We start from the raw sequence: 14,557 nt of genomic DNA on the forward strand, positions 1-14,557 counted from the left end.
TATACCATCCATATATTTCCTGTCAATTCATCTCGGATGCTTCATTCATGAAATACACTATGTAACCTTCTAGATCTTTTTCACAAATTCAGACTTCAGCTTCATCGCACCCAAACTATCTATTTTGCAGTCGATATCATGGTCACCGTCTATTAAACGGATATTTTTTACTTTGGTTCCTTGTTTAACAACCAGCGAGCTGCCTTTCACCTTCAGATCCTTAATGACTGTCACGGTATCTCCATCATTCAGTATATTCCCGTTCGAGTCACGTACTACTTTGGTTTCTTCTGCACGCTCGGTTTCGGATTCCAACGTCCACTCATGTGCACATTCCGGGCATACCAGCAGATTACCGTCCTCATATGTGTATTCGGAATTGCATTTGGGGCAGTTAGGTAAATTGGACATATCGTTTAAACTCTCCATTCCTTTTTTGGGCTTCTCGCAAGTATACGGGATTCCTCATGTTCCTTCCAGCGGGTTGATCACGTTAATTCCATGTTAGCCCCCTTTCTGCGTTCGGTTAATGGAATTTAAACGAAATTTAAGGTTCACCTCTCCTTACTTTAAAACGGATCCTATACGATATAACTATCCGGGAGAGATTCCCGTGACATATCCAAATTTAGATTCATGTTAATTACTAGTTTGATTCCGGGTAGTAGCCCGTCCATGAAATATATTTTTCAAAAGGAGTTTCTTGTCATGTCTATGTCCATGTCTTCTTATGTTTTCCCTGTACAAACAGCTTTCTTTATCTTCGCGGTCATCGCCATGTTTTTACTTGTTCCTTGGCTTATTTATGGCTATCGCAAAGACGGCTTTTTCAGCTGGTCCCGCTTTGCCATCAGTTTTTCGTTCATCTTTTATATTCTCGCTGCGTATTGTCTCGTCATCCTGCCCTTTCCATCGACCCACAATACGTGTGCCCAGCAGGCAGCCGATACGGTATATTACAATCTCGTTCCCTTCACTTTTGTCAAAGATATTATGAAAGAAACACCAATTGTATGGTCCCAGCCGTCCACCTATATGGGGATGATTCAGGGCAGGGCCTTTCTGCAAATTGTGTTTAACGTTCTGCTGCTCATGCCGCTGGGCGTGTATATCCGGTACTTTTTCCAAAAGAGATCCTGCTGGAAATATGCCTTGCTTGGCGGATTTGGACTTTCCTTGTTTTTTGAAATTACACAAATCACCGGATTCTACGGTTATTACGACTGCCCTTATCGACTGTTTGATGTCGATGACCTGCTGTCGAATACGTCAGGAGCGGTACTTGGATTCTTCGCAGCCCCGATCCTGCTTGCCCTATTCCCGTCACGTGCCAGCATTCAGGCGAAAAGTGAGCAAATTGTGGAGCAAAACCAAGTGTTCCCGATCCCTCAGCTGCTTGCACTCCTCATCGACGGTGTGGTGGTGGTATTTCTATCGAATCTGCTCTCGATCTTCAGTCTATCCAGTACTCATGTGATCAACAGCGCAGCTAATACAACCATCGCGATGCTCATTGTATTGTTTCTTATTCCGAGTGTCCGGGACGGCAACACACCTGGCTCCGCACTGATGCGCTTCCGGTATGTTCGCAGGCAGACAGGGAAACCATCCATGCCGCTGCTGTTTAAACGCTGGCTCGCGCTTTATGTGCCTTGGCTCATGTTTACCATGATCCGGCTCGTCAACGAGTATGCCTTTGTCAATAATGACTCGGTGCTTGAACCCTATAAAGTATGGATTTCGATTGGTATGATCGGTCTCTATATGCTCCTGTTCGGAGCACTCTTCATTCACGTCATACTGGTACTCTTCTCTAGAGGCAGCCGCTCATTCTATTGTGATCATGTATCCAATATCAGAGCTTCCCGTAAATAAATTGCGCCGTACATCGGACACTTTGGTCAGCAGCAGTGTATTGAATGGACACAAAAGAAGGCGTCCTCCATCAAGCATGACGGAAGACGCCTTTGATCTGTATATGATGACACTTTAATTCGCTCGTTTACACGCCAAGCAGTTCCCGCTTTGATGACTCTGGGTCATGCGCAAGTTCAATTTCATGATTGAAGATCAAGGTCGCACGATTCTCCTCATAAGGAGGCCAGTTCACTCCAGCCGTTTCCGGACGACCATTCTTGGCAAAGGATATCCAGGCATCCTGCACCTTGCCTGCCAGTTCTGCAGCTGCTGCATCCGGTTCGGCGTTCATGGATTTCAGCGCATGCAGTGTATTGAAAGCAAAGAAGATATCAATGCTGTGGATCGACTTTCTCAGCAACGGATGCTCCGGCATGACCCAATCAAACCGATACATCCACACAGGTGCATGTTTCTGTTGAGCAGTCGCGTATTGAAGTGCCGAGCGCCAGAAGAACAGATCGGTCATCACCTGAGCCTGTCCGTCTGCCGTTTTGGGATAACTGTCCGCAATCGCTGCCCGGTTCTCCAGATCGGGCGTCATGAAGTCGACGGCCTGTACCATATCGATCTCTTCCGAATAAGGGACATGCGGCTGAATGAACAGCGCACCTTCATGCAGGGTAGTTCCAATCAATACAGGGATGCCTTCGGCAGCTCCCGCACGTACAGCCTCAAGTGGAGACTGCGGAAGCGTCACTCCATCCAGTACAGGCTGGAACAACAAAGCCATGGCAGCACCGCTGTGTTTTTTGACCGTTTCGCCAGCAGCCAGGATCTGCTCCGCCGGGGTATCTTTCAGCTTATGCAGATCATCCTGAGTTACACCCAGAACCTTCAATACACCGTTCCTAATTTCGGCAGCCTGCTCTGCTGGCATGAACTGCGATGCTCCGCTTTGCATAATGGCACGGTGGAACAAGCCCTTGGCCGCCGGCATGGACATCAATGCTGCAATACTCATACTGCCAGCCGATTCACCGAATACCGTAACATTGCCAGAATCACCGCCAAAGGCTCCAATGTTATCCTGTACCCACTGCAGGGCAGCGACCTGATCCAGCAGGCCCACGTTGGTTGCAAACCCTTCCCCAAGTGGAGCCATATGCATGAATCCAAGTGGGCCGAGACGATAGTTTATCGTCACAACGATGACATCGCCACGCACGACCAGATGGGTTCCATCATACAAGGGCTGACTTCCCGCACCCGATGTGAATGAACCTCCATGAATCCATACCATAACCGGGAGAGGATGCTCGCTTTCTTTTTCCGGTGCCCAGATGTTCAGATACAGACTGTCCTCCGACTCAGCAGGAGACTCTCCGAATATCCCTTCTGCTTGATGATGTCTTGGCTGTATATTTTCAGGTCCGAACTGCTTCGCCTCCCTGACCCCATCCCATGATTCAGGCGGAATCGGGGCTTGAAAGCGCAATTCGCCCACTGGTGGTTTGGCATAAGGGATGCCTTTCCATACACTCGTTCCATGCAGATGTTCTCCCTCAACTGTACCGTACCGTGTGTTAACTTGAAGCTTTCTCATGCGGCATATACATCCTCTCTCCTATTAAATGTTATACATACTATTGAGTATAGAGCCCCGCCAGACCAATTTACAAGTTTACCCAAAAAGGCCGGGGTTGAGACGTTTCACGTGGAACTTTTATGCACACAGTGAAGAAATATTTCGAGGATCAGCCCATGATAACAGTACAACAATAACCATTCCTCAGGAACGGATGAGGCTTCACCGGTTATGCAGAAACTTCTGCATACGGAGCAGTATTCTCAGTGATTGCAGAGATTTGAAACCATTGCGTGATACGTGAAAAAGGACAGACACCGTGGAATAAACGTCTCGACAGTTTGTTGCAGGTAGATATGTAAAATTCGCATCTAAAATAAACTGCAATCTGTTCTTTTAAATACAAATAAGGCCACCCTTTCGGGTAGCCTTATTTATTTATCAACTATTTTACCGATAAATTATTGCTGTGCTGCAGCTTGAATATCTGCATATGCCCAGTGAGACGCAGGTACGTCCGAGAACGATTGTGAACCTGTACCCGTTGCTGGGGTACGCTTGAACAACACATTTAATACTTTTACTGCTTCAGCCCGGGTTAATTGGCTATCCGGTTTGAACGTACCATCGGTGTATCCAGTCATCAGGCCAGCAGATTGTACATATGCGATCGCTTCTGCAGCCCAGGAATCTGTGGACACATCCGTAAAGGATGATCTAGCTTCCGTTGCTGCAGTTGCACTGCCCGATTGCTGCTGCATCCAGCGGTAAGCAATCGTCGCCATCTGCGCGCGTGTAATCGAACCTTCTGGTACAAATTGAGTTGCGCTCATACCATTCATGATCCCTGCGGATTGAGCTTGTGCAATTTCGCTGTTTGCCCAGTGAGTTGCTGCTACGTCGGCAAAATTACCGGAATTAATAGATTTAGATTCATCCGTCAGGTTACGCGCCAGCATCGCTGCCATTTGAGCACGAGTCACGAATGCATCTGGACGGAACTTGTCACCAAAACCTTTGATATACGGTTTATTAGTTGTTTCTGCCGCTTTCAGTCCATCGACCACAACCAGTGTGAACGTACTGAATTTGCTTACTGTAAATTCGATGCCTTCACTGCCATCGTTCAGCTGAACGAGCTTTCCTTGCAGCAATTCTTTGGTACCGTCACTGTGTTCAATGTAGATGGCCAGGTTGTCCAAAGCCTTCTGACGTGCTGCTGCATCTGTCGGCAGACTATCACGGAGTGGCAATGTCAGTGTTACTTCACGACTCTGCATATTCGTTTCGATTTCGACTGGACGAGCCAGTACTTTGACATTTGCATCCGGCGTAATTTGCTGAATCAATTGCTCTTGCTTCGCGCGTTCTTCCACTTGCTTGCGCTCGGATTCCTGCTTCATTGGCACAATGCGGAAGTACAAGTCTTGGTTGAAACCAGCGGTCGAAACCGTAGGAATTGAAATGATTGCATTCTCTGTCGAGATCTCCAGCTTAAGTCCGCCATCATTCAGCTGTTTTACTGCTGCTTTTGGCAGTTCTACGCGAGTCTCGGATACGGAATCTTTGGCATCCGGAATGATGATGCGTGCTGTATCCATGCCAAGCTGTTTTGCTTTTTCTACAGATTCTTTGGCAGTCGCTTCAGACATTGTTACGAGGTCCTTCACCTTACCATTTGTTTCTGTTGTACGTGTAATTGTTGTTTTCACCAAGTTGGTCCCGTTGGTACCATTCACATCCACCGTAAGTGTCTCTTTGTTGGTTGCAGGCGTTGATGTTACAGGTGTAGATGAAGATCCACCACCGCTTCCGCCACTGCTTGGCGGAGTGACCACCGGGGTCTTGGGTTCAAAAAACTCGTCAAATGCCGATTGAACCTCGGTATAGCTTCCATAACCGTTAGCTGGTTTTTTGTCCAGCATCCATTGTGCGAGTTTTTCGATCTTAGACTCATCACTCGATGCATCTGCTAATTTCGAGAAATTCAATGGGAAGTCATCCAGCTTTTCATGATCCGATTGTTTGTTGTACTCTTCCACCTCTTGTTGAATCATCAGAAGTGTAAACAAGGTCTGGCTCATCTCGTCTGTTGTGTTTACATTAAGAGATGGAGAAATGGTCAAGATCATAACCATGCCGAGAAGAGCCTTATCTACTGAAAGACCTTCTTCTTTGAAGATGAGGCGAGCCATATAAGCGATCAATTTCTGATCTACAACAGACCCCTCTACGTACTTTTTGCTAAGCTCACGGAATTCTTCATAATCTTCGAAGTCTTCAATCGAGATATATTCATCGACTTGAGAAAGCTTCATATAGAAATTATCCAAATGACTTTGCATCTCGGCCTGACTCGTTGCCTTATAAGCAAGCACAGCTTCATATGCCAGCCCAACGGTATATCTTACCTGTCCTTCATTTTCATAATCATATTTATCCGGAAGCAAATCAATCAAAGCTTGAGCTACAGCTAGCTGCTCTTCAAGAGTAAGATCATTGAATCCCGCAGGGAGTATTACAAGCTCAGGGCTGTTGCGGATAATAGTTAGAACCTCACCTACATTTTCTGCATCCACTGCATCGTTTAATTGTTCCATCGGTGATAATGGGCCAAAGAAAGCATTGAACGTTTGTTGAATAGCTTGGTAGCTTTCGTAACCCTGTACTGGACGATTATCAATCATCCACTGGGCGAGTTCTTTGTATTTTGAATAGGTAATATCGTCTACTTTATTTAGGTTAAGCGAGAAGTTCTCCAAATATTCTGATGTGCTCGAATTCTGATTAAACTCTGCCGACTCCTTCTGTAATAAACGAAGACGCACCAATGCACTGTACATTTGGTTTTGGGTTGTCAAACTGTTAATCGGTCCATACGTCGATAGACTAGCAGATAACCGCTCACTATACTGATATACGGGTAGCGAACTACGTAAAATATCAAATTTAATATTATACGCCAAAATCTGCTTATCTACTGCCGACAGCTTGTTATACTTTTTCCCAATGCTATAGTATTCCGGGATGCTGGAATCCATATTCCCACTGAATACTTCAGGCAGGCCTCTCAGCATGTCAAAATACGTTGTAATCCTCTGCTCCACGCTCGGCAAATCACGTGTCTGAAGAATTCCCCGAGGGTAAACAACCAGGTCAATCACATATTGCACTTGATCTTTACTCACATATCCTTTGCTGCCGTTCATAAATGTTAAAAACTCAGCCATGGATTCTTTCTCATCCTTGGTCCAGTTGTCAAAATCCTGAGGAAGAATTACTCCAACTTGAGGATCTTGAACTGCAGAAAGTACACCGGCTAAATCTCCATTACTTTTTGCCAAGTTCAGTGCCTCAAGTGGATCTGCTCCTCTATTCTCGGTGAAGGTCAATGTCACGTAAGGACCTACTGGAGTACTTTCAGTTGCTTTCACACGTACCCATACCGTTTGGGCACCTTCAAATTGAGGTTGATTAGCAGAACTGTATACAAACCAATCCACGCCAGCATTCGTGCTGTATTCCATTGTACCGTCCGCACCTACAATTGCATTTGCTTCATCATCCGCTGTCACTGCTGGTGCAGCCACTGCGAAGAATGCGTCGAAGGCGGCTTGTACTTCTGCTGTGGTATTGTAGCCTTCAACACCGGTTCTCTTATAAATCATCCAATCTGCCAGTTCCGCCCGTCTCTGCTCATTATTCTGGATGGTAGACATCTTCTCCATGTTGATTGGAAAAGGCTGTACCGTAGCATTTGGACTCATGCCGAACATTGTAGTCATTTGATAGTGTGCATAAAGACTATTCAGTGCAGCATCCATGTCTGATCCAGTGATGGGTCTGTTAATTGGAAGATAATCCGACATCAGCACGTTCAGTAATTCAATCTGACCCTTATAATTAATGGGTGTTTGGTGTTGACCTAAAGCAGGTCCAAACATCACAATATTTGTGAATATTTCCTTATCAGCACCTCTAAGCATGCTGTAGGCAGCACTCGCCTCACCCATTGGTTGTGCTTGTTCAGAAGGTAGGAAATTTCCAGCCTGACTATAATAGTTATATAGCTCATTCAGAAGACCCTCTACAGCACTTGAATTCGTAACTCTGGGCAGCACTACTATGTCGCTTAAGAGATAAAACATGTAATCCACTTGACCCTGACTTTCATAATCTGTTCCAAGTGGAAGCAAAAGAGTCATTCCTCTTGCCAGTTCTTTCTTCTGTTCTCCATCCAGCCCGTCATAGAGCGTTGTTTTATCGATAATATCAATTAAGCTGCTGTTCTCTATGAGACTTTGAACTTGTGAAATAGTTTGTTCAATATCCTGAACAGAATTTCTGATTCCATTTAATTGCTCCAATGGTGTAGATGCTGCATTCGCTACCCCACCTACGCTAACAACCTGCAACAACAGAACTGCAACTAATAAACAACTTACTAGCTTCCTGTAAAACATAAACCTATGTCCTCCCCTTCTATTCCATTCAAATGGTCCGCAATTTAGGTCTATTGTATTGCACAACTCTGAACGGATTCTGAACAATCAATCTAAAATATGGAAAAAGATCCTGCTTGAAGGTGAAAAAATAGGCAGAATCTCTAGATTTTTCGTCATTATTCATCATTTTTTTATTTACATATAATCTCGAAGACCTACTCCCCTCTATGTCGAGCCTATCAAATCAAGGTGGAGTGAACATCAACAAAATTGTAGTCTAAGGAACCTTAACGAATCAGAGCGGGAACTGGGAGAGGAACATATTATCACTCGCGCAATCGAGTTGAATATGTCATTTGTGTAAGCCTTATCAATCCTTTATAATTTCGTTCATATGAACAACGTAGATCGATATGCCAACATTCCCAAATAACGATTGACCTGTATTAAGTAAAATAAGTAGAAAGGGGGAAATAGCGTTGCTGCAGCTCACCGAGAAACAGGCACAGGAAATCGTCGATAACATGATGCAGGACATCCCGTATAACATCAACATCATGAATGAACAGGGCATTATTATTGGAAGCGGTCAGAAGGAGCGGGTTGGAACCGTTCATCAGGGTGCTGTTCGGGCACTGACAACCGGAAGCCGAGTAGAGGTCTGGCAGGACGGGAAATTAGAGAAAATGGGTACCAATGAACCGATTACGATCAACAACCAGCATGTGGGTGTCATCGGAATCTCTGGCCATCCGGATGAGGTTCGCCCGTTCTGTAACATTGTGCGAACAACGGTAGCGCTCCTCATTGAACAACGCAACCAATTGGAGAGTCTGGCTCACGAAACATCTCGCAAGAAGGCCTTTCTGGAACGCCTCTTGAATCATTACGGCTCCTATTCCTTGAAGATCAGGAAGGAAGCCTTGCAATACAACTTGGATCTGCAGCTGCCAACGACCCTCCTCTACATCAAGGCCAGTGGAACTACTCCTGAATTCAATGAAAGTATAGGCAAAGTATTGCTGCAGTTCCCCTCGTTCTCCATGGAAGACGAAGGTGACGCACAGATTATTATGATTCAAAGCGAGATGGATCTTGATTCACTCCTTAAGCGATTGCGTCAAGAACAGCCTCACTGCTTTATATCAGTCAGCCGAAAAGAACCCAACGTTGCCGTTTGTTATGAGCAGGCAAGATCCGTCATGAATATTCTGTTGGCACTTCAGCCGGCTGCTCCTCTCCTCTATTATGATGATGTGCACTTTCTGGTAAGCTTCAGCAAGGCTCGACTGACGTCTCAAGCCAACATCATTAGCAGGTTGGAAGATCACGCAGATCTGCTGGAAACCTTGCGCAGCTTCATCCACCATAACGGCAGCATGACCATGACGGCAACCGATCTGAACATTCATCGCAATACGCTGCAGTATCGCCTCAAACGCATAGAGAGCATTACGGGCAGAGACCCACACAACTGGCTCGAACTGATCGAGCTTACCCATGGACTGCTCTCACTCCATCAGTGACACCAGCCAACATAACAAAGAGAGACGGGCATGCAGCATCTGCACGCTGGCAGATCCGCAACCCGTCTCCGTTATACTTTAATTTATCACTTCATAGCGATTAATCATCAAGATCATAAACCCAACTTCAGCACTCTTGCAATGTTCTCCATGGTACGCTCCACATTCTCCGGCCCTTCACGAAGCAGCTTATCCAGATCGGCTGCGCCCGGTACAATACCGAATACAGCATCAATACCTTCCGTGTACAGCGTATCAATCCCTTCACCAACATACCCTGCGATGGCGATCACCGGTTTGCCCGCTTCCTTGGCGGCCTGTGCAACACCGTAAGGGGTTTTGCCGAATTTCGTTTGAAAATCGATTCCGCCCTCACCTGTAAACACCACATCTGCATCATCCAGCTTGCCCTGCAAACCTGTGTATTCGATGACAATCTCAATACCTTTACGCAGAACAGCCTGGGTAAAAATCAGCAATCCTGCACCCAGTCCACCCGCTGCTCCGGCACCTGGAACATCCCGAATATCCTTGCCCAACTGCTGTTTCACCACCTCCGCATAATGAGAGAGATTGACATCCAGCAGCTGCACCATTTCCGGTGTAGCCCCCTTCTGCGGTCCAAATACCCTTGAAGCACCATGCTCTCCGCATAACGGATTGGTCACATCACAGGCTACAATGAGCTCCACTTCCTGCAAACGCGGGTCCAGACCCGACACATCGATATGGGCCAACTTGTTCAGATCCCCACCGCCACGAGCAAGTGGCTGCCCTTGGGCATCCAGAAACTTCGCCCCAAGCGCCTCAGCCATACCTGTACCGCCATCGTTGGTGGCACTGCCACCAATCCCGATAATGATTTTGCGAATGCCAAGATCCAGACATGCCCGAATCAGTTCTCCTGTTCCGTAAGTAGTCGTGCGGAGCGGGTCCCGGCTGTCCGGGGTTACCAGATGAATGCCGCTGGCTGATGCCATCTCAATGGCTGCCGTTGCGCCGTCGCCCAGAATGCCATACTGCGCCATGACCGGTTGACCAAGCGGTCCGCTCACCTCTTTCCGGTGAATGATGCCATTCGAAGCATCCACCAATGATTGCACGGTTCCCTCTCCGCCGTCTGCCATGGGCACATGGATGTAACTGGCGTCCGGGTAGATTTTACGCAATCCTTTTTCCATCGCAATACAGACTTCCTTCGCCGTCATGCTCTCCTTGAATGAATCCGGTGCCAGTACAAATGTCTTCTCTCCCATTCTTCTCACCCCATCCTTATTATTAGAGGATAAATCCGTATAGTAATGTGGCTACAATCGCCATCGTCCCACCCACAATAGCTTCATAAGGAATGACTCCCATCCGCTGCCGGATCGTCATTTTCATGCTGTCTGCCGAAACGTGGAAGTAATTCCCCTGAGGTAGAGAATCAATGACGGTTGCCCCGGTGTGCACCATAACCGCTGCTGCGAGCGGAGCCGTCCCCATGTTCAGAATTGCGTCACCGAACGAGCCCGTTGCCAGAATGACACCGGTTGATGTAGAGGCAGTAGCTGCTGCCATCAGAATACCCGCAATCGACGCCAGGAAGGTGCCTGAGATGCCGGATGCTTCAATTAAACTAACCACCTGACCTGACAGGTCGGATGCAGAGATCAGACCCGCTATCCCACCTGCGCCGATCAGAATAAGCACGGTTGCTGTCATTTTATTTAATCCGGAAGTTGTATACTTCACAATGTTTCTACCTTGTCCCATCGCCAGCATGCCGATGATGCCGGCAAGCGGCAGAATATACATCGCATCCACTTTGAACGTGGATAGTACTTCTACCCCTGTTATTGAACCAATCGGGTTAATCATTAACAAAATGATGGCTACCAGAGGTGCAACAATTGCTTTTTTCAGCGGCGGGTACTGTGAGGTATCCACTTCACCCTGCTCCGCTTCCTGACCAGTAACCATTACGCCTTTATTTTTGAGCATCGAAGCGACGATAACGGTCACAATTAATCCGCAGATGGCCGGAATCACACCTGCCAGCATGACATTGCTGAGATCCAGATCGAATCCACGTGCCGCTGCAATCGTATTGGGATTCGGAGAGATAATGTTCCCCGCTTTACCACCGCCAGATAGCGCAAGAATTAGGGCCAGTTTGGAAATGCCCATTTTGTTACCCACAGACAGTGCGATTGGTGCCACTATAAGTACGGCAACGGGGATGAATACCCCAACGGCTGTAATAATCATCGTGGCCAGTGCCAATGCCAGAATTGCTTTGCTTCCACCAAATTTTCTCACAATCGCCTGAGCTATGGTCTCTGCCGCTCCAGACTCCATCATGACACCTGCCAGAACCCCTGCCGCAAGGACGCGGAGCACGGTGCCCATGACGCTTTGCGTGCCATTCACCAATATGTTTACGGTCTCTTCCAGGTTTGCTCCACCAATTAAAGCGCCTACAATTGCTCCCAGAAATAACGAATAGACCGGGTTCAGCTTCCTTAAGATCAATATGATGGCAATAGCAAGTCCTGCCAGTGCGCCAATCCAACTAATAGTTAAAGCCTCCATTGTGATTGCCCCCTTGCTCTTGTTGAACACGCTTTCATTATAGAGGCTGGAGCATTAAAACAATATTGATGAAAGGACGAAATTCATTGTGCATATGCACAACAGGTACAAGTAAAAAAGCTTTGGTTCATACCCCAACCGGCGAAGTCATTGAGTTTATTGAAGAAGTAGACTTTGATCAGTCGGCGAGATCGTCCCTATAATATACAAGAACAGCCTGCTGTCCAATGATTCGAGGCAGCAGGCTGTTTTGCATTTAGGTAACTGGCTTATAGTCGCTTAACCTTCCTTCGTACACGAGCTTCAGGCGATCGCTTTGACGAAAATCATCGGGGGTCACCAGGGCAGGCAGCTTATTCCACAGCTTAATTCCTGAACGTTGAAGGATTTCCGCCACGAACTGGGAGCAAAAGTAGGAGTTGCTGAATTCCACGGGCTCCTTCAGGGTAATGCCGATGACCCCCAGCAGATTATACATGTACTTCTGACGGCTGCGGATGAAGATCTGCAGCACACGTTTCATTTTTTCCACCTCGCGGTCCGTAACCTGAAGCTCATAAATAACACAAGTTGTATTTGGATATTTGCTATATGTACCCGTCTGAATATCCTCCTTCACAAAACCGCCATTCAGCGGATTGTTCGGGTGCTTGCGGCCGAAGCTGTACAGCTCGGATAATTCCCGGTTGAAAGAGATCGAGGCATGATTGTATGGTGCTCTGGTGTAACTCTGAATAACCTTGGTAAACAGTGTCCCTGTATTCGTAAGCAGGATGTAGATTGAACGGTCGGCTGTCATAACGAAATTTCCCCTTATCAAGTTGGCACTATTCCTTCATAATAACATAGGTACCCAATTATGGGATCTTACTTCTGGAATAAGCAGGTGATTGGTTCGTGAGCAGCTCGCTCTTCACATTAACGCTCATTTTTGCAGCATTACTCGTCATACATATCGTGTACAAAATCATTGCCAAGCTTCAGCCGGATAAGGATTATTCGGGCATCGGCAACAAAATCAAGACCTGGTGGGGCATGCTCGTCATTTTCTGTCTCGCTACGCTCTTCAATCCGATTGTTTCCCTTATCTCGTTAATGGTACTCGCGTTCTTCGCGCTCAAAGAGTATTTCTCCATGATCCGCAGCACCCGAAAGGCTGACCGCCGGCTGTTCCTATGGGCTTATCTCGCTATACCGGTACAGTTCTATTGGATCTATATTGGATGGTATGGGATGTTTATCGTCTTTATTCCGCTGTATGTCTTCCTCGTGCTGCCGCTTCCCCGCTTGATTAATAAGGGAACAGTCGGCTTCCTGCGAAGTGTAAGTTCTACGCAGTGGGGATTGATGCTGATGGTATTCGGACTCAGCCATCTGGCCTACTTTCCGTTCGCAACGCCGGAGTATGGGTCGAAGCTGGTCCTCTTCCTGGTGGTGTTAACACAGCTTAACGATGTGGTCCACTATCTGGTCTCTCTATATCTGGGCAAACGGAAAGTGGTCCCCACAGCCAATCCATTTTTGACATGGGAAGGATTCGCCTGTGCATTCGTGATCACAACGGCAGCCTCCTATTTCATTCACCCTTATCTGACTCCGTTCGATTGGCAATTCGGAATCTTTATCGGTGTATTGATCAGCCTTGCCGGCTTCTTCGGCAGTCTGACGGTGTCTGTACTCAAGCGTGACCTGTTAATCGGGGACGACAACAAATTCGATGCACTCAAAAAAAGCTATCTCAGCCGGGTCGACAGCCTGACCTATACGTCTCCGGTCATGTTTCATGTCGTTCGTTATTTCTTCGATTTCATGTAGAGCAGACAACGCTTAACGCAAGATACATTTTTGGATATAATGGCACACAAAAAACTGCACCTCCAATTGTTAGATGCTATCCAACAATTAGGGTGCAGTTCAATATCGGCTGCTTATACGTTATTTTTTCAACTGAACTTCCTGCTCGGCCAGGATTTCCTTACCCGCTTCATTCTTGTAGACAAGTGTGATTTTGCCCCGTTCACCCTTCATTTCATCCGAGTACTTAAAGCCGGAGAACTGTCCGTTCCCGCTAATATAGAAGCCTTCTTTACCGTCACCACCATGCTGAATGGCCTCTGCAGGCGAGTTAATGATGGTAATCTGGTTGGATGTCCACCGCAGCTCAGAGAGGGTGTAGCCCTCTGGCACCTGGCTCACGGAGAAGTCAAAGCTTTTGTTATCCTCTGTCGGCTTATCCGATTGGTCAATTTGAATGGTGATCTGTTCGTCATTGGCTGATGAATCGGATTGAGCAGACAGCTTCCCTTCATCGCCATCCGCCGTATTTGCCGGGTCCTCATTACCCTGTTTGGCATCCGAGTTCGGAATGGAGCCTTTTCCCGCTTCCTCGATAGGCTGCTTGGATTGCGGATAAGCGTGTTCCTGAACCGATTCATTGTTATTTTTCGCGCCACATGCGCTGATCAGCAGCAGAATGCAAAGCACCGATGCCCAAAGAGCAAATGTATTCGTGTTTTTTTTCATCATTGGAACTCCTTCCATCTTGGTCTAATCCATGTAAACGACAC

The 14,557-nt window shown here is 46.9% G+C and carries 10 protein-coding genes; 3 read left to right on the forward strand and 7 right to left on the reverse strand.

Annotated elements, in window-relative coordinates; genetic code table 11:
* Positions 1 to 69: 69 nt before the first annotated feature.
* Positions 70 to 411: a zinc ribbon domain-containing protein YjdM gene (locus tag F4V51_RS28135; RefSeq protein WP_153980420.1), complete on the reverse strand. Its 342-nt coding sequence runs from the start codon at positions 409 to 411 to the stop codon at positions 70 to 72.
* Between the two features lie 297 nt (positions 412 to 708).
* Between F4V51_RS28135 and F4V51_RS28140 the strand changes: the two genes are divergently transcribed.
* Positions 709 to 1,875, forward strand: coding sequence for a VanZ family protein (locus tag F4V51_RS28140; protein WP_236146664.1), 1,167 nt, complete (start codon positions 709 to 711; stop codon positions 1,873 to 1,875).
* Positions 1,876 to 2,002: 127 nt separating this feature from the next.
* On the opposite strand, the gene F4V51_RS28145 is transcribed toward F4V51_RS28140, so the two are convergent.
* A complete protein-coding gene (locus F4V51_RS28145; RefSeq protein ID WP_153980421.1) occupies positions 2,003 to 3,463 on the reverse strand; it encodes a carboxylesterase/lipase family protein in 1,461 nt (486 codons plus the stop codon).
* Between the two features lie 443 nt (positions 3,464 to 3,906).
* Positions 3,907 to 7,908, reverse strand: coding sequence for a DUF4073 domain-containing protein (locus tag F4V51_RS28150; RefSeq protein ID WP_153980422.1), 4,002 nt, complete (start codon positions 7,906 to 7,908; stop codon positions 3,907 to 3,909).
* Between the two features lie 461 nt (positions 7,909 to 8,369).
* Between F4V51_RS28150 and F4V51_RS28155 the strand changes: the two genes are divergently transcribed.
* On the forward strand, positions 8,370 to 9,416 hold the full coding sequence (locus tag F4V51_RS28155) for a CdaR family transcriptional regulator (protein WP_153980423.1): 1,047 nt from the start codon (positions 8,370 to 8,372) through the stop codon (positions 9,414 to 9,416).
* 113 nt (positions 9,417 to 9,529) lie between these two features.
* On the opposite strand, the gene F4V51_RS28160 is transcribed toward F4V51_RS28155, so the two are convergent.
* From F4V51_RS28160 to F4V51_RS28170, 3 genes are all read right to left on the reverse strand, one after another.
* Complete coding sequence (locus F4V51_RS28160; protein WP_153980424.1) at positions 9,530 to 10,672, reverse strand: glycerate kinase; 1,143 nt, start codon at positions 10,670 to 10,672, stop codon at positions 9,530 to 9,532.
* Between the two features lie 22 nt (positions 10,673 to 10,694).
* Entirely contained in the window at positions 10,695 to 12,020 is a 1,326-nt protein-coding gene (locus F4V51_RS28165; RefSeq protein WP_323131794.1) for a GntP family permease, read from the reverse strand.
* Between the two features lie 226 nt (positions 12,021 to 12,246).
* Positions 12,247 to 12,789, reverse strand: a complete 543-nt coding sequence (locus tag F4V51_RS28170) for a hypothetical protein (protein ID WP_153980426.1) — start codon at positions 12,787 to 12,789, stop codon at positions 12,247 to 12,249.
* Between the two features lie 98 nt (positions 12,790 to 12,887).
* Here F4V51_RS28170 and F4V51_RS28175 point away from each other — a divergent pair, with 98 nt between their 5' ends.
* Complete coding sequence (locus F4V51_RS28175) at positions 12,888 to 13,805, forward strand: phosphatidate cytidylyltransferase (RefSeq protein ID WP_095290686.1); 918 nt, start codon at positions 12,888 to 12,890, stop codon at positions 13,803 to 13,805.
* Positions 13,806 to 13,925: 120 nt separating this feature from the next.
* On the opposite strand, the gene F4V51_RS28180 is transcribed toward F4V51_RS28175, so the two are convergent.
* Complete coding sequence (locus F4V51_RS28180) at positions 13,926 to 14,516, reverse strand: hypothetical protein (RefSeq protein ID WP_153980427.1); 591 nt, start codon at positions 14,514 to 14,516, stop codon at positions 13,926 to 13,928.
* Positions 14,517 to 14,557 lie beyond the last annotated feature (41 nt).

Origin of the sequence: Paenibacillus xylanilyticus (assembly GCF_009664365.1) — a bacterium.
Classification (GTDB): domain Bacteria; phylum Bacillota; class Bacilli; order Paenibacillales; family Paenibacillaceae; genus Paenibacillus; species Paenibacillus xylanilyticus_A.